Source organism: Ochrobactrum sp. RH2CCR150 (assembly GCA_014138095.1).
Taxonomy (GTDB): domain Bacteria; phylum Pseudomonadota; class Alphaproteobacteria; order Rhizobiales; family Rhizobiaceae; genus Brucella; species Brucella gambitense.
In genome coordinates, this window is record JACGXE010000012.1 from 97,804 (window position 1) to 114,626 (window position 16,823).

Sequence of the window (16,823 nt, forward strand, 5' to 3'; positions counted from 1 at the left end):
ATTGAATTAATATTCAATAAGTAGTTAGGCCAATCTGAATGTGCAATTGCATATATGAGTCAAATTAACTTTTGTAGAGCAATTGAAGAATTCGAAATAATACATTCTATTTTTTAAATACAGCAAACGCTAATAAAAAAATACAAACAAGGGCATCCATCGAAGAACTGAAATTTATTCTTAAGTCGTCAATTAATGTTTATCCCCAGATATCATCACCTTCAGAAGGCACCGGCCCGCTTGAAGCCATTTTAGACCATTATTACCTGTTACTAATGAGAATGAAGGCTTGGTCTGAAAAAGGCTTAGTGCGATCCTGTGACCATGCCATTCGAGCGGTTCCAGCCGGAAATCAGGCTGCTGGCGCTCAATTTATTGTTTGCATTTCCAACGCCAGGCCCTTCGACACGTGTGCTGGCAATGTCCTCGCGGAGAATTTCGATGCGCCACCAGTTCGACCTTTTTGCTCCCGCTGCAAAGGCTGGAGAAGAACGGGCGGAGCTGCGTCCGGCCCGCGCGAAGCCCAAGCGGGACATCGGCGCAGCACCTGCTTTGAACGAAGCGGAAATGGTGCGTCAGTTGAAGGATAGCGGGCGTTATCGCATTTTGCGCCGCCTTGATCCCCTGCCCGTCGTGCCAGATGCCGACACACAAGCATTTCCGCGTCTTGGCGTCGTGGTGGATACGGAAACCACCGGATTGAATGCCGCGCAGGAAGAAATCATCGAAATCGGTGCTGTGGCGTTCCGCTATGCCGATGATGGCGCGATCGGTGATGTCTGCGCCACTTTCGGCGCCTTGCAGGAACCGTCAAAGCCGATCCCGGCAGACATTACGCGCATCACCGGCATCACCGACGAGATGGTGAAGGGCCAGACAATTCCGCTGGCGGAGCTGGAAGCATTGATTGCCGATGCCGATCTGATCATCGCGCATAATGCCGGTTTCGACCGTCCGTTTCTCGAGCGGTTCTCGCCGGTCTTCACCAACAAGCCATGGGCCTGTTCGGTCAAGGAAATCGACTGGACGGCGCGGGGCTTCGAAGGCACCAAGCTTGGCTATCTGATCGGCCAGAGCGGCTATTTCCATAATGGACACCGCGCCGAGGATGACTGTCAGGCGCTGCTCGCTGTGCTGAAGGAACAGTCGGGCGACACCACACCCTTTGCCGAACTGCTGCAGGCCAGCCAGAAATCGCGCCTGCGCATCTATGCCGAAAACAGCCCCTTCGAGATGAAGGACAAGCTGAAGGAGCGCCGCTATCGCTGGTCGGACGGCAGCGATGGTCGCCCGAAATCATGGTGGACGGAGATTGGCGAAGATGAACTCGACGCCGAACTCGAATATCTGCGCACCGAGATTTACCCATGGCGCGATGCCGAGCCGCTGATCCAGAAGCTCACCGCCGTGGATCGCTATAAGGAGCGCGCACCGCTTAGGACTGGTAAATAGCAAGGGCGGAAGTTAGCACCGTCCTCATCCTGAGGAGAGGTCCTGAGCTTGTCGAAGGACATCGTCTCGAAGGGTGAGGAGAAGGCGGGACAAAATTTCAGCCTTTCCGCCCGCATCCCTCGCCCTTCGAGACGGCGCTTCGCGCCTCCTCAGGATGAGGGATGCGTTTGGCGATCACGCAATAACCGGCCATGGCTTCTGCGCTGGCCGCATCTCTTCATACGCCTGCGCCAGCCGCAACACGCCCAGATCGTCGAAACGTTGGCCGAAAATCTGCAAGCCGATTGGCAATCCCGTCGACGTATAACCGCAATTGATCGAGATCGCCGGTTGTTCCGACATGTTCATCGCAACGGTGAAGGCAATGTGCTCGAAAGGACGCTGCGGATCATTGACCGGCGATGCCCATTCCGCCGGATAGGTCGGCATTGGAGCGGTCGGCGAAATGATGAAGTCGAAATCCTTCGATGCGGCGAGCGCCGCATGACGCATCGCGTCGATCTGCGCGAAGCCGGAATAGACCTCCTCGCCGTTCAGACCTTCGGCGGTTTCAGTCCACTGATAGATGTAAGGCAGGATTTTCGCGCGGTTTTCCGGCGTCATCTTCTTCACATCCGCCCAGGACCGCGCACGCCAGAAGCGGTCTAGACCATCGATCATGGTGCGATTGAGGAATGGGGCAACCGGCTCGACTATCGCACCCGCATCGGCAAAAAGCCTGGCCGCGGCTTCGACTACAGCGCGGGTTTCATCGCCCACGGGTTCACCGAAACCGGCATCGAGCCACAGACCGATCTTCAGACCCTTGACGTCAATATCAAGGTTCATCCAGTCAATGTCCTGATAGGGCAAGCTCATGGCGTCACGGCGGTCGGGTCGCGACAGCACCGACATGTAAAGCGCACTGTCGGCAACCGTGCGGGTCATCGGACCGGCAACGCGGCCGAGAAATGCCGGATCAATCGGAATACGCCCGAAGGATGGCTTCAGACCGACGAGACCGCACCAGCCGGCAGGCAGGCGGATGGAGCCGCCAATATCGGTGCCAATATGCAAAGGACCGTAACCGGCAGCACCGGCGCTGCCCGCACCGGCGCTCGAACCGCCCGGATTGGTGTTCAAATCCCACGGGTTGCGGGCAAGCTTATGGAAGCTCGACAGCCCCGACGACAACATGCCGAGGTCGGGCATGGTCGTCTTGGCGAGCAGCACGCCGCCAGCCTCGCGCGTGCGTGCCGCAGGCGGTGCGTCAGCGGCAACGGGCTTCAGCGGCAGCGCCGCGCAGCCAAGTGGAACTGCCGTTCCCTCGGTCGCGATATTTTCCTTGATCGTCAGCGGCACACCATCGATGGGACCCGCAGGTTCACCCTTCGACCAGCGCACTTCCGAGGCCTTGGCCGCCGCCCGCGCCGCATCCGGATCGTAAGCCCAAAGCGCATTCAGCTTCGGCTCATAGGCTTCGATGCGCGTGATGACAGCTTCGGTGACCTCGACCGGCGAAAGCGACTTCGCCTGATAGGCGGCCACGAGTTCGACGGCTGACAAATCGGCAAGATTCGACATTGGATATTTCCTCAAATCACTCAGGCAATTTCAGTGTGGAATCGGATCGCCGCGCTCGCTTGCGGCGACCGGAGAAAGGCTTTGGCACGGCGTCGACCAGCGCCCGCGTATAGTCATGCTGCGGATTGTCGAACACCGCATTGGTCGGCCCCTGCTCGACAATATTGCCGCGATAGATCACCGCAACACGGTCGGTAATCGCGCGCACGACGCCGAGGTCGTGGCTGATGAAAAGATAGGAAAGGCCGAACTTTTCCTGCAAATCCATCATCAGGTTCAAGACCTGCGCCTGAATGGAAACGTCAAGTGCGGAGACCGGCTCGTCGGCGACGATCAGCGCCGGTTTGGTGATCAGGGCGCGCGCGATGGCAATGCGCTGGCGCTGCCCGCCGGAAAATTCATGCGGATATTTTTCCGCAGATGCTTTCGGCAGGCCAACCGCTTCCAGCACTTCCGCCACGCGGTCGTCGCGGTCCTTGGCGCTGGTGCCGCTTTCCAGCGACACGATCGGCTCGGAAATGATGCGCTTGACCGTATGGCGCGGATCAAGCGAGCCGTAAGGGTCCTGAAAGATCGCCTGAAAGCCTTTGCGCGCTTCACGCAGGCCCGCGCGATCCAGCGCATAGATATCCTGCCCGTTGATGAGAATCTGACCCGATTGCGGACGTTCCAGCCCCATAACAGCACGCGCCAGCGTGGATTTGCCGGAACCGCTTTCGCCGACGATACCAAGGCTTTGCCCTGCTTCGATCTCTACATTTACACCATGCAGAACCCGCAATGCGCTCGTCCGCGAGAAAAAGGATGCGCGCGGAAGCTGATATTCGCGCACCACATCGCGCACCTGCAAAATCGTCTTGCTCATGAAACCACCTCGCCTTCGCGCGGATGCAGGCAGGCGGCGCGATGCACGATACCGTCATTCTCGGCGATGAAATCGAGACCCGGTATTGCCTGTCGGCAATCGTCCTGCACAAAGGCGCAACGATCGGCAAAGGTGCAATATGGCGGGCGCGCCAGCGGGTCCGGCACGACACCCGGAATGGCGGCAAGGCGCTGACGCTTGCCCGTGGCGTGGCTGCGCACCAATGCGGCCCCATGCGGCGAGGCTGCAAACAAGCCGCGCGCATAAGGATGCGCCATGCGGTGGAAGACGGCTTCCGTGCGTCCGGTCTCGACAATGCGGCCCGCATACATGACGGCGATCCGGTCGGTCATTTCCGAAACCACGCCGAGATCGTGGGTAATCAGCATCAGGGCTGTGCCGGTTTCGTCAATCAACTCGTCCATCAAATCAAGAATTTGCGCCTGCACGGTCACATCAAGCGCCGTTGTCGGCTCATCGGCGATCAGCAGGTCCGGCTCGCAGGCAATCGCCATGGCGATCATCACGCGCTGGCGCTGTCCGCCGGAAAGCTGGTGCGGATAAAGATCGAGATTGAAGCGTGGCGCAGGTAGCCCCACGCGATCCAGAAGGCGGCGCGCTTCACGCTCCGCATCGGCGCGGCTTTCACCCAAATGCAGACGGCGGCCTTCGGCAATCTGCGCGCCGATGGACTTGACCGGATTGAGCGCCGTCATCGGCTCCTGAAAGATCATCGCCATGCGGCGTCCGCGCATCTTGCAGAGTTCCGCTTCCGGCTTGTTCGCCAGATCCTCGCCATCGAAACGCAAGCCACCGCGCACGCGCATCCGCTCGGGCAGCAGGCCCATGGCGGCCAGCGCCGTGATCGACTTGCCGCTGCCGGATTCGCCCACGACACCGAGGCGTTCGCCACGGTTCAGCGTCAGCGTGATGCCGGACACAATATCTGCGGAACGGTCGCCGAAGGGCAACTCGACGGACATATTGTCCATTTCGAGAAGAGGCGTTTTTGGCAATGGAGCTGTCATCTTTGCCTCCTGACGCGCGGGTCGAGCACATCGCGCAAGCCGTCACCCAGCATGTTGAGGCCAAGCACGGCGAATGTGATGGCGAGGCCGGGGAAAATGGCGAGCCATGGTGCGTCGTAAATAAAGGTCTGTGCGTCGTTGAGCATCTTGCCCCAGCTTGGCATCGGCGGCTGGGTGCCAAGGCCGACATAGGAAAGGCCCGCTTCGGCAACGATAGCCAGCGCAAACTGGATCGTCGCCTGCACGATCAGCACATGGTTGATATTGGGCAGCACATGCAAAAGCGTGATCGACACATCGCCACGCCCTGCGCAACGGGCTGCCTGCACATATTCCCGCTTCCAAAGCCCCAGCGATGCGCCGCGCGTGACACGCGCAAACACAGGAATGTTGAAAATGCCGATGGCGATCATCGCATTGACCGCACCGGGACCGAAAACAGCCGTGATGATCACCGCCGTCAGAAGCGCCGGAAAGGCGAAGGCCAGATCGGTCATGCGCATGACGAAACCGTCCACCATGCCGCCGCGTGCAGCCGCGAAAGCGCCCAGCGGAATGCCGATCCCCGCACCGACAAGCACGGCGATGATCGACACGGCGATGGAATTGCGCGCGCCGACCATGATCATGGAAAACACATCGCGACCGAAATTATCCGTGCCGAACAGATGATTGAGGCTTGGCCCTTGCAACTTGTCGCGGAAATTCATGGCCGTTGGCGAATAGGGCGTCCACAAAAAGGAGATGAGCGCCATCGCGACGAGAATAACCGTGATGAGCGTGCCGATGGTCAGGCTGCGGCTCAAAAGCACCGTTCGGAAAAAGCCGGGCTTCGGCAGGATTTGCGTGTCGCTCATCGGCTGCCTCCCGTCGAAAGGCGCGGATCGATGAAGCCATAGACAAGGTCAACGATGAAATTGACCGCGATCACGGAAGCGGCAAGCAGCGTCACCAGCGACTGCACGGTGACGAGATCGCGCTGCGCGATGGCCTGAAACACCAGCCTTCCAAGGCCGGGCAGATTGAAGACGTTTTCGATGATGATGGTTCCCGCCAGCAGAAAGGAGAATTGCAGGCCGATGATGGTGACGACCGGGATCAGCGCATTAGGCACCGCATGACGCCACAGTGCCGCCTTGCGTGTCAGGCCCTTGGCGCGCGCGGTCCGCACGAAGTCCTCACCCAATGTTTCAATGACGGCAGATCGCGTCACACGGGCCAGAATGGCGGCAAGCGGCAGCGCAAGCGCCAATGCTGGCAGGAACAGCGAGCGGATACCGTTCCAGAAGCCGCCTTCCCAACCCGCAAAGCCTGAAGCCGGAAACCAGCCGAGTTGCAAGGCGAACAGCAGGATCAACAGCAGGCCAAGCCAGAAATTCGGGATAGCCACGCCAACCTGCGCCACGCCCATGGACAGCACATCACCAGTCTTGCCGCGCTTGGACGCTGCATAGACGCCGACCGGAATGGCAACCGCGACCGACAGAACCATCGACAAAAGTGCCAACGGCAGCGTGACCATGATGCGCGGACCGAGCAGTTCGCTGATCGGCACGGAATAGGTGTAACTCGTGCCAAAATCGCCTTTGAGAAAACCGCCGATCCATGTGAGATAACGCCACCAGATCGGCTGGTCGAGGCCGAGCTGGGTGTGGAGCGCAGCCAATGTTTCAGGCTGCGCATTGATGCCGAGGATCACCGCTGCCGGATCGCCCGGCAGAACCTGCATCAGCAGAAAGACGATGACGGAAGCCGCAAGCGTCGTCAGCAAGAGCGAGACCAAACGCCCGGATATATAAGCCAGCAAAACGACCTCCTTGAAAAGACGGATATCCGCTTTCCACATTCCAACTCGCCGCACGCTCTCCCCTTATGTTTATGGAGCGCACAACCATTCTTGTTGTTCGCCGCCCCTTTGCCGAAGCGTGGGGGCGGAGATTTTTATTCGGCCCAGTAAGCCTGGGTCAGATCATCAGCCGGGATCGGCATGTTTTTCCATAAACCCTTGACGTTCTTATTCCAGACGCCAATTTTCGGCAGCGCATAGAGGAAGACATTCGGTTCGTCGGCGGCCAGTTTTTCCTGCAACTTCTTGACGAGTTCCAGCTGTTCTTCGTCGCTGCCAGCCTCGGCATAAGACTTGTAGAGCGCCTTATAATCCGGGTTGTTATAGTTGAAGTAGTACTTGTCGCGGGCATAGATATCGAGATCGCGCGCTTCGGTGTGGGCGATGATCGTCGCGTCGAAATCCGACCGCTTGAACACCTGATCCAGCCACTGTGCAAACTCGATCGGCACGAGATTGACCTGAATGCCGACCTCGGCCAGCATCGCCGCAATGATCTCGCCGCCGCGACGCGCATAGGCCGGAGGCGGAAGCGTGATGGTGATCGATGTGCCTGCCGGTACACCCGCCTCTTCCAGAAGCTGCTTGGCCTTGGCCGGATCATACGGATAGGTCTGCGAGAGATCGACATAGCCCGGATCGACCGGCGAATAATGCGAACCGATTGGCGTGCCGAAGCCCGAATAAGTGCCTTCGATCAGCGCCTTGCTGTCGATGGCATGGGCCAGCGCCTGACGCACCTTCACATTATCGAAAGGCGCCTTGGCATTGTTCAGCGACAGGATGACCTTGCCTGCCGTATCGCCAACTTCAACCTGCAACTTGTCGTCGCTCTTGAAGCGGCTGATCAGCTCCGGGGCCTGGAACATCGGGAATACGTCAATGTCACCCGCAAGGATGGCGGCGGCTGCAGCCGATGGATCGCTGACGAAACGGAATGTGACGGCGGAGAGCTTTGCTGGCTCACCCCAATAGTCCGCATTGCGTTCCAGCTCGACGCGGTCGCCCTGCACCCAGCGCTTGAACTTGAACGGACCAGTGCCAACCGGCTTGGTCTTGTTTTCGCCAGCCGAATTCGGCGCGACCATCACCGCATCGCCCCAGCCCATATTGAACAGGAAGTTCGAGGTCGGGCGCTTCAGCGTGACAACGGCGGTCGCCGGGTCAGGACATTGCGTGCTTTCAATCGGCGCAAACAGGCCCTTCTGCGCATTGGTGGAATCCGGAGCGACAGCGCGCTCGTAGGAGAATTTGACCACCGAGCAGTCGAACGGCGTGCCGTCGTGAAACTTCACGCCCTGACGCAGCTTGAACGTATAGGTCTTCTTGTCGTCGGAAACGGTCCAGCTTTCAGCCAGAAGCGGCTTCACCGTGCCGTCTTCGACAATGCGCACAAGACCTTCATAAAGGTTGGCATAGGTAACCTGCCGGATACCGGCGGCGGCATTGGCGGTCGGGTCCAGACCCGGAGGCTCCAGCACTTCGCCGACCACCAGCGTGTCTTTCGCAAAAGCACCGTTGATCGATGCCAGCATCGCAGCCGTTATAAGCCCGGCTTTCAGTAAGTTACCCATGGGCTCCCCTTATCCCTTTTGATTTAAATCGAACGCCCGCCATCCACGTCGAGCGCAACCCCGGTAATCATAGAGGCAGCAGGCGAGCAAAGGAAAGCCGCCGCTTCAGCCAGATCATCAGGTTTCAACAGGCGGCCCATCGGGATGGAATCGCGGAACTTCTTGCGAATTTCTTCGGTGTCCTCACCCATGAATGTGGTGAGAAGCGGCGTTTCACCGGCAACCGGGTTCAGCGCCACAACGCGGATTTTCGACGGTGCGAGTTCAATGGCGAGCGCCTTCGTCACCGAAACAACCCAGCCCTTGGTGGCATTGTACCAGGCAAGGTTCGGACGCGGACGACCAGCACCGGTCGAAGCGACATTTAGAATGACGCCTTCCCCATTCTTTTTCATGTGCGGAATGAGCTTGCGCGTCATCAGATAGACGCCGCGCACATTGACGCCGAGAATGCGATCGAACTCTTCCGGCTCCACCAGTTCGGCATTTTGCGGTTTGTGACCGATGCCGGCATTGTTGATCAGAATATCGACCTTGCCAAATTTCGACAAAGCGGCTTCCACTGCCGCATCGACATCAGCTTCCTTGGAAATATCGGCAGCCACGGCCAGCGCTGCATCGCCGATTTCGCCTGCGACGCGCTCAGCGCCTGCCTTGTCGCGGTCAACAATGACGACCTTTGCGCCGCCGTCAGCAAAGCGCTTTGCCATGCCTTCGCCAAACCCCGAACCTGCTCCCGTGATGAGCGCGACCTTACCTTCAAGCGACACTATGCTTCTCCCAAACGCCATTTTCAGCGCATTTTCGAACGGGAAACCGGTTCCCACTTTCCCTGAAAATGCTAATTCAACCGTGATACACGGAAATCGTCTTCAGCGAGGCAAACCCGTAAAGCGCCTCAAAACCCTTTTCGCGGCCATGGCCGGATTTCTTCACGCCGCCAAACGGCAGTTCGATGCCGCCGCCAGCGCCGTAATTATTGATGAAGACCTGACCGGCATGGACCGCATGCGCCAGGCGGAACTGACGTCCGCCATCATTGGTCCAGATGCCGCAGACGAGGCCGTATGACGTCCCATTGGCAATCGCGATGGCTTCTTCTTCCGTGTCGAAAGGCAGGATAACCTGCACCGGGCCAAAGATTTCCTCCTGCGCCAGACGATGATCGGCAGGCACGTCGCGGATCAGCGTCGGCAACACATAGGCCCCGCCTTCCGGTGCATCCTCGGTCAGCACACCTTGCGCGGCAATGGCCAGCCCGCTTTCCTTCGCCAGATCGAGATAGCTTTCGACAATCGCCTTCTGGCGCTGCGACACGACCGGACCGACCGACGGATCGGCGCTGGCCGGGCCAACTTTCAGCGCGCGGTAGCGTTCGCTCATGCGTGCGACGACATCTTCATAAATGCTGCGCTCAACGAGAATGCGCGACGAAGCCGAGCACGTCTGACCGGCATTCTGAATGCCCGCATTGACCAGAAACGGCAAAGCGCGGTCGAGATCGGCATCGGCGAAAACGATCTGCGGCGATTTTCCGCCAAGTTCCAGCGTAACCGGCACCGTGTTTTTTGCCGCTGCGGCCTGTACCGCTTCACCCGTGCGCACCGACCCCGTGAACGAGATGTGGTTAACATCGGGATGTTCGGAAAGCGCGGCACCTGCTTCCGCGCCAAGCCCGGTCACGACATTGAGCGCGCCGACCGGCAGACCAGCCTTTTCAGCAATACGCGCAAATTCGAGAATGGTCAGGCAGGCTTCTTCGGCAGGCTTGACCACAGCTGCATTGCCCATGGCAAGCGCTGCGCCAAGGCTGCGACCCAGGATCTGCATCGGATAGTTCCACGGAATGATATGGCCCGTGACGCCATGCGGCTCATAGATCGACAGAACAGTAAAACCGTTCTGATAGGGCAGCGTGTCACCATGCACCTTGTCGGCGGATGCGCCGTAAAATTCGAGATAACGCGCCAGCGCCACCACATCGGCGCGAGCCTGAGTGACCGGCTTGCCAACATCCTTCGATTCCAGATCGGTCAGGAGATCGATGTTCTTCAACACTTCTTCCGAAATGCGATGCAGCACACGGCCACGCTCGGTCGCGGTCAGCTTGCCCCAGTCGCCGGAAAGCGCCTTGCGGGCGGCCGCCACAGCCTGATCGATATCGGCCTTGGTGCCGCGCGCGATCAGCGCCAGATCGCTGCCATCGGAAGGGTTCTTGACGGTGATATGTTCGCCGCCAGCCGCATCGTGCCACTGACCCGCGATGAAATTGCCATAACGGAGCAAGCCAGCTCCTCCCGTCTGGTTCTCATGCTTCATCTTCATTCTCCCGAAGAGGCTGTTCCGCCTCCAATCTTGCAGTGGTAGCGCGGATATGCGCCCGCGCCAGCCGCTCAGCCTGCTCACCATCGCGCGCGGCAATGGCCTCAACGATAGCGCCATGTTCGCGGATGGCGTCGCGCGCACGGTCTACCGACAGCGAAAAGGACGGCGCGAAAACCTGCGATGTCATGCGCAACAGCGGCACAAAGGCGATCAGCGAGGCATTGCCTGCGGTGTTCATCACCGCCATGTGAAAATCGACATTGGACTGGGTATAGGCTTTGGGATCCCACGGATCGACCACTGCCGACTGGCCCGCAACATGGGTACGCAATCTGGCGATATCCGCATCACTCGCCCGCTCGGCGGCAAAGCGCGCAGCGACACCGTCGAGCACTTCACGCACGGCATAGGCGTCGATCAGGCGGGTGAGATCGGCGGAGGCGACACGCACCCCCCTGCCCGGCAGATGGATGACCAGCCCGTCACGTTCCAGAACACGCAAGGCTTCCCGCAAAGGCGTGCGGCTGATGCCGAATTCGGTGGCGATATGCTCCTGCCGGAGGATCGCGCCCGGCGCATAAACGCCCGCATAGATTCGCTCCCGAAGCGCCTCTGCCACTTCGTCCAGCAACCGGGTCTGACTACGCCATTCATAAGCCGACAATCGAAAAGCCTCCCAACTTTTCTCAAACTATATCCTGGATACAAAATCGGTCAATCCAATTTTCGGCGGCTTTTCTGAAAAGATGAAAGTCTGTTGACGACCTATCATTCTGGGAAAAGCAGACAGAGAGTAAGGATCATTCCGGAGGATGAATCGTTTCCGATCCCGCTTCGAATGATGATCATCAGTTTTCGACGGTTTCGGCCAGTATCCCCGCCAGTTGCCTGATCTGTTCGGGGCCGTGATCCATGTGCCGGATCACGATTTCCATCGGCTCGACCGCAGGCAGGCCCGCAAGCTCCGGCACGGCGCGATGGGCAGGCAAAATAACGCGCATCGGCAACAGGCTGACGCCAAGTCCCTCCGCCACAGCGCTTTGAATGCTCACGAGACTGGAACTGGTGAACACCACATGCCACGGCCTGCCGATCCGGTCGAGCGCCTCCATCATGTCGCTGCGATAAAGCCCGTTCGGCGGAAAGGCGACCAGCGGCAGCGGTTCAAGTCGCGACATCGAAGACACCGGAAAATCCGCACTCTCAAGCCATGTCAAAGGCTCCGGCCAGCGCATTTTGCCAACCGTCTCGCCACGCTTTTGCTTGACCATCACGAGATCGAAATCACCCGTCTCAAAACCTTTCTGCAAGTCGCGGCTCAGACCACTCGTCACTTCCAGTTTGATATTCGGATGTTCCCGCATGAAAGCGGCCAAGGCAGGTGTGACCAGCCGCGACGCGAAATCTTCCGGCAGCCCCAGACGAAACACCGTCGCAAGCGCACTACCGGTCATGGCGGCTGCGGCTTCATCATGCAGATGCAGCATGCGCCGCGCATAGCCAAGCAGCTTTTCCCCGGCATCGGTGGGCCGCACATCGCGCCGCGCCCGCTCCAGCAAGGCCTGTCCCGCGGCCTCTTCCAGCCGCAATATTTTCTGGCTGATGGTCGATTGCGTCGAATGCAATTGCTGCGCTGCAACCGTGAAGCTCCGGCTGTCGACAACGGTGACGAAGGCCCGCATCAAATCGAGATTGAACATAGTATTCATAAATCCACTGAATATCAGTTCAACATTTAATTTTCAAATATAACTGCCAGGCTGTATGAAAACGATCAACCAAGGAGGGCCGCAAATGCGCCGAACACTATTCAGCTTAAGTGCCTTGGCATTGATTGCAGGAGCGATTGTCATGAGCGAACCCACCTTGCCCGGCCATCAGGCCATCGCACAAACCGAAACCGGCCTTATCGAAGCAGCCAGCAGCGGCAACCTCGCCGCCGTGAATGCCGCCATCAAGGCCGGAGCCGATCTTGAAGCGCGTGGCAAAAATGGCGAAACGGCCCTGCTCGCCGCGACCCACGCCAATCAGATCGACGTCGCTCGCGCTTTGATCGAGGCGGGCGCGAATGTGAATGCCAAGGACGCGATCAATGACAGCCCCTATCTTTATGCAGGTGCGCGCGGCCATCTCGAAATCCTGAAACTGACGCTGGCGCACGGTGCCGACCTGAAAAGCACCAACCGTTACGGCGGAACGGCGCTGATCCCGGCTTCCGAGCGCGGCCATGTCGAGACGGTGCGCACGCTGATCGCGGCAGGCGTGAATGTCGATCACGTCAACAAGCTTCACTGGACCGCCTTGCTGGAAGCCGTCATTCTGGGCGATGGCGGCGAACGCCATGTCGAAATCGTCAGGCAGTTGATCGATGCCGGTGCCGATGTAAACCTTGCCGACAAGGACGGCGTGACGTCATTGCAGCATGCGCGCCAGCGCGGCTTTGCGCCAATGGTCGCCCTTCTTGAAAAGGCAGGCGCGAAATGAGCACCGACCGCGCCTTTCTCGATCAGGCCATAGCGCTTGCCTTCAACAATATCGAACAGGGCGGGCGTCCGTTCGGCGCTGTGGTGGTCAAGGACGGAGACGTCATTGCCACCGGCGTCAACCGCATGCAGGCCGAATGCGACCCGACCGCCCATGCCGAATTGCTGGCGCTGCGCGCGGCAGGCAAGGCCCTGCAATCGCCGCGTCTTGACGGTTGCGCCGTCTATGCCAGCGGCCAGCCCTGCCCCATGTGCTTCGCGGCCATGCGCATGGCGGGCGTCGACAAGATCCTGTTTGCCAATTCCAACGAGCAGGCCGAACCCTATGGCCTTTCCACCGCCAAAATCGCCGCCGAACTGGCCAAGCCCGTCAGCGCGCAGACCGGTATCCGCTTTGAACATTGCCCATCGGAAGAAGGCGAGCGCCTCCTTCGCTCATGGCAGGATCGCAGCGGCACACAATAAAGTCTCATCATGCAGAACAACCATGCCAGCACCGGCGGCAACCAGACCGCACCCATTGCTCTTGTCGCGCTCGTCGCTCTGATCGGCCTCAATTTGCGGCCTTTCCTGACGGGACCGGGGCCGGTTCTGTCAGATATTGCCGCCGATACCGGCATGGGTTTCGGTGCGCTTTCGCTGCTGACCTTTCTGCCCATGCTGCTGATGGGGCTTGGTGCTTTCGTCGCCCCGCGCATCCAGTCGCTTTTCGGCACACGCCGCAGCATGTTTGCAGCACTTGCAATCCTTGCAGCCGGATCGGCGCTGCGCGGTATCGTGCCGGACGGCCTGTCGCTGATTATCACGGCTGTTCTCTGCGGCGCTGGCGTTGCCATGATACAGGCGCTGATGCCCGGCCTCATCAAGGCCAGATTTCCGTCGTCCATCGCCACGATCACTGGACTTTATTCCGCAACGATCATGGGCGGCGGCGCGCTCGGCGCGCGACTGGCGCCATGGTTTGCCGGTGCGGCCCATAACTGGCGCTATGCGCTCTCTTTGCTGGCCATTCCCGCCGTACTCGCGCTGGTCGCAGCCGTAGCGATCCTGAAAGACCGCCCAAGCAAAGCGAAAGCATCAAGCCGAAAGTCGGGCATCACAGCCACACTGCTGCGGCGTCCGCGCACATGGGCGCTGATGGCCGCATTCGGCCTTGTGAATGCTGGTTATTCCTCCATGGTCGCATGGCTTGCGCCTTATTATCAAACCCTGGGGCTTGAGGCCTCGGCGACGGGCAGCCTTGTCGCCACCATGGCGATTGCGCAGGCGTTGAGCGCCTTTGCGCTGCCCATGCTCGCAAGACGCAGCGTCGACCGTCGCCCATGGCTGTTTTTCAGCCTGTTGATGCAGGCCGTCGGCTTCGCCGCGCTTGCCTTCGCGCCCGATATCTCGCCCGTTCTGTGGTCGGCGATCTGCGGCGCTGGTCTCGGCGGCAGTTTCGCGCTTGCGATGATCACCTCGCTGGACCATTTGCCGAAACCGGATGAAGCAGGTGCTCTGGCCGCCATGATGCAGGGCGGCGGTTTTCTGATTGCAGCACTTGGGCCTGTCGCAACTGCACTGCTCCACAACATCACCGGCGGCTTTGCTGCGGGCTGGATCATGCATCTTGTACTGGTCGCGGCGATCTGCCCGCTCTATCTCAGTTTCAACCCCCGCCACTATGCGCGGGTGATGAACCTGCCTGTTTCGCCCGCAAACGGCACACAATAGCGTTACCCGATCAATTTATCGGGCAAAAACGGTGTTCGGCGGGCAATTTTGAGTTAGATAGCTTGCTCACCTTCCCAATCGGGTTAAGGTTGCTGCCATCCCTTAGACTGGTCAATGACATGAAGCACGAAACCGTCATCAAGCAAGGCACGTCCGTCGCACCGGACGGATTGCCCAAGCCGAGAATCTATTGGGCATGGGCTACCTTGATGGTCGGCTTGACGCTTGCCGTCATCGACGGCACCATTGCCAATGTCGCCTTGCCGACAATCGCCGCCGATTTTTCCGCCGGTCCCGCCGCCTCGATCTGGATCGTCAACGGCTACCAGCTCGCCATCGTCATCAGCCTGTTGCCGCTGGCAGCGCTTGGCGAAATCTATGGCTATCGCCGCATCTATCTGGCGGGCGTTGCACTGTTTACGGTCGCATCGGTGGCTTGCGTCTTCGCGCGCTCGCTCGAAACGCTGACCCTTGCGCGTATCGTGCAGGGATTGGGCGCAGCAGGGCTTATGAGCGTCAACACTGCGCTGTTACGCTATACAGTTCCGCAAGCGAAATTCGGCACGGCTATCGGCCTCAATGCTCTCTTTGTCGCGGTTTCCTCGACCATTGGACCAACGCTTGCGGGCGTCATCCTGTCCTCGCTGACCTGGCCCTGGCTCTTCGTCATCAATATTCCGCTCGGCATTGCAGCGGTTGCGATGGGCATCCGGACCCTGCCGGAAAACGAGCGCTCAGCGCGCAAGTTCGATGTCGTCAGCGCCGTCCTCAGCGCTTTGACCATCGGCCTTCTGATCACGACCATCGACAGCGCGGGTAACGAAATCAGCAAAACCGTCGTCGTGCTTCAGGCTGTGGCCTGTCTCGTGGCAGGCATCCTTTTGACACGCCGTTCGCTGCGCACCTCAGATCCGCTCTTGCCACTCGATCTGCTGCGCATTCCGGTGTTCACACTCTCGATCTGCACATCGATCATGTCGTTTCTGGCGCAGATGATGGCCTTCATCTCGCTGCCATTCCTGTTTCAGACCGTGTTTGGTTTCAAGCCGATCGAGGTCGGCTTTCTCATGATGCCATGGCCGATTGCGCTGGCATTGGTTGCGCCTTTGTCCGGCAAGCTTTCGGATAAACATTCCCCGGCGATTCTGGGCCTGCTCGGCCTCATCACCTTTGCCGCCGGGCTGGCACTGGTCGGCATGTTGCCCGCCCATCCAACGATTGGCGATATTTGCTGGCGCATGGCCATTTGCGGCATCGGCTTCGGCCTGTTTCAGGCGCCGAATAACCGCATGATGATCACCTCGACACCGCGTGCCCGTTCTGGCGCTGCAAGCGGTATGCTCGGCACCGCCCGCCTGCTCGGCCAGTCGCTGGGTGCAGCCTTCGTGGCTTTCCTGCTGTCGCAATGGGGTGTGGAAGGCACGCCCTATATTCTGTTCATCGCTTCGGGCTTTGCGCTGTTTGCATCGGTAATCAGCTTTTCACGCCTCAGCGCCGGTCGTGTGGGGGCATGATTTCATTCATCCACAGCGATGAAAAATTTTCCATCGAAAGGCTCGTTTTGCCTGTTGCAATCTGCAATGCGTTGGTTCATATACCGCCTGCCTGACGGAAACGACTTCCTTCGGAAACGTTTTCAGGTCGAAACTGGCGCGAGCGGGTGTAGCTCAGGGGTAGAGCACAACCTTGCCAAGGTTGGGGTCGAGGGTTCGAATCCCTTCGCCCGCTCCAGTTTCCAGCAGGCTCTATCAAAATCCTGGCTTCGTCCGGGATTTTTGCTTTTTATCTCCCTGCTTGTCCTTGAGATACATTCCGAACCGGAAGCAAACTTATAGAAAATCGATGTGAGGTCCAAACAGGGCTTGGCAGCGGCGCGGTGAACCATTAACACGTTGCAGGTCCCGAACCGGGCAACCCTTTTGCCGCAAGGTTTTCTCCGGGACAGATCGACGCCCCAACACTGAGCCACGAATG

At 59.2% G+C, this 16,823-nt stretch carries 15 protein-coding genes and 1 tRNA gene; 6 read left to right on the forward strand and 10 right to left on the reverse strand.

All coding sequences use genetic code 11. The annotated features are described in order from the left end of the window. Positions 1 to 441: 441 nt before the first annotated feature. Complete coding sequence (locus FHW03_RS20220) at positions 442 to 1,452, forward strand: 3'-5' exonuclease (protein ID WP_182522253.1); 1,011 nt, start codon at positions 442 to 444, stop codon at positions 1,450 to 1,452. Positions 1,453 to 1,626: 174 nt separating this feature from the next. On the opposite strand, the gene FHW03_RS20225 is transcribed toward FHW03_RS20220, so the two are convergent. The 10 genes from FHW03_RS20225 to FHW03_RS20270 all read right to left on the reverse strand — a co-directional run bounded on the left by FHW03_RS20225 (position 1,627) and on the right by FHW03_RS20270 (position 12,353). Beyond that, positions 1,627 to 3,015 carry an amidase gene (locus tag FHW03_RS20225; protein ID WP_182522254.1) on the reverse strand — a complete coding sequence of 463 codons (1,389 nt, stop codon included), beginning with the start codon at positions 3,013 to 3,015 and terminating at the stop codon, positions 1,627 to 1,629. A gap of 16 nt (positions 3,016 to 3,031) precedes the next feature. Beyond that, positions 3,032 to 3,880, reverse strand: a complete 849-nt coding sequence (locus tag FHW03_RS20230) for an ATP-binding cassette domain-containing protein (protein WP_182522255.1) — start codon at positions 3,878 to 3,880, stop codon at positions 3,032 to 3,034. Further along, positions 3,877 to 4,908 carry an ABC transporter ATP-binding protein gene (locus tag FHW03_RS20235; protein ID WP_182522256.1) on the reverse strand — a complete coding sequence of 344 codons (1,032 nt, stop codon included), beginning with the start codon at positions 4,906 to 4,908 and terminating at the stop codon, positions 3,877 to 3,879. The genes FHW03_RS20230 and FHW03_RS20235 overlap by 4 nt, the downstream gene beginning before the upstream one ends. Then, complete coding sequence (locus tag FHW03_RS20240) at positions 4,905 to 5,765, reverse strand: ABC transporter permease (RefSeq protein ID WP_151592547.1); 861 nt, start codon at positions 5,763 to 5,765, stop codon at positions 4,905 to 4,907. Before FHW03_RS20240 ends, FHW03_RS20235 begins: the two co-directional genes overlap by 4 nt. Continuing rightward, a complete protein-coding gene (locus tag FHW03_RS20245) occupies positions 5,762 to 6,715 on the reverse strand; it encodes an ABC transporter permease (protein WP_078339956.1) in 954 nt (317 codons plus the stop codon). Before FHW03_RS20245 ends, FHW03_RS20240 begins: the two co-directional genes overlap by 4 nt. A 134-nt stretch (positions 6,716 to 6,849) precedes the next feature. Then, positions 6,850 to 8,328 (reverse strand): ABC transporter substrate-binding protein, encoded by a 1,479-nt coding sequence (locus FHW03_RS20250; protein ID WP_182522257.1) that lies wholly within the window; start codon positions 8,326 to 8,328, stop codon positions 6,850 to 6,852. A 23-nt stretch (positions 8,329 to 8,351) separates the two neighbouring features. Further along, a complete protein-coding gene (locus FHW03_RS20255) occupies positions 8,352 to 9,098 on the reverse strand; it encodes an SDR family oxidoreductase (RefSeq protein ID WP_151592543.1) in 747 nt (248 codons plus the stop codon). Between the two features lie 76 nt (positions 9,099 to 9,174). Then, on the reverse strand, positions 9,175 to 10,647 hold the full coding sequence (locus tag FHW03_RS20260) for an aldehyde dehydrogenase family protein (RefSeq protein WP_182522258.1): 1,473 nt from the start codon (positions 10,645 to 10,647) through the stop codon (positions 9,175 to 9,177). After that, the gene (locus FHW03_RS20265; RefSeq protein ID WP_078339873.1) at positions 10,637 to 11,317 is read right to left on the reverse strand and encodes a GntR family transcriptional regulator; all 681 of its coding nucleotides are present in this window, start codon (positions 11,315 to 11,317) and stop codon (positions 10,637 to 10,639) included. Before FHW03_RS20265 ends, FHW03_RS20260 begins: the two co-directional genes overlap by 11 nt. Positions 11,318 to 11,501: 184 nt before the next feature. Next, entirely contained in the window at positions 11,502 to 12,353 is an 852-nt protein-coding gene (locus FHW03_RS20270; protein WP_377515310.1) for a LysR family transcriptional regulator, read from the reverse strand. A 151-nt stretch (positions 12,354 to 12,504) separates the two neighbouring features. Here FHW03_RS20270 and FHW03_RS20275 point away from each other — a divergent pair, with 151 nt between their 5' ends. From FHW03_RS20275 to FHW03_RS20295, 5 genes are all read left to right on the forward strand, one after another. Beyond that, the gene (locus tag FHW03_RS20275; RefSeq protein WP_377515312.1) at positions 12,505 to 13,137 is read left to right on the forward strand and encodes an ankyrin repeat domain-containing protein; all 633 of its coding nucleotides are present in this window, start codon (positions 12,505 to 12,507) and stop codon (positions 13,135 to 13,137) included. Then, positions 13,134 to 13,601, forward strand: a complete 468-nt coding sequence (locus FHW03_RS20280) for a nucleoside deaminase (RefSeq protein ID WP_182522261.1) — start codon at positions 13,134 to 13,136, stop codon at positions 13,599 to 13,601. Before FHW03_RS20275 ends, FHW03_RS20280 begins: the two co-directional genes overlap by 4 nt. A 9-nt stretch (positions 13,602 to 13,610) precedes the next feature. Next, positions 13,611 to 14,849: a cyanate transporter gene (locus FHW03_RS20285; RefSeq protein ID WP_182522262.1), complete on the forward strand. Its 1,239-nt coding sequence runs from the start codon at positions 13,611 to 13,613 to the stop codon at positions 14,847 to 14,849. A 119-nt stretch (positions 14,850 to 14,968) separates the two neighbouring features. Then, a complete protein-coding gene (locus tag FHW03_RS20290) occupies positions 14,969 to 16,363 on the forward strand; it encodes an MFS transporter (protein WP_182522263.1) in 1,395 nt (464 codons plus the stop codon). Positions 16,364 to 16,505: 142 nt separating this feature from the next. Next, positions 16,506 to 16,580: transfer RNA gene (locus tag FHW03_RS20295), tRNA-Gly, on the forward strand. The last annotated feature ends 243 nt before the right edge of the window (positions 16,581 to 16,823 follow it).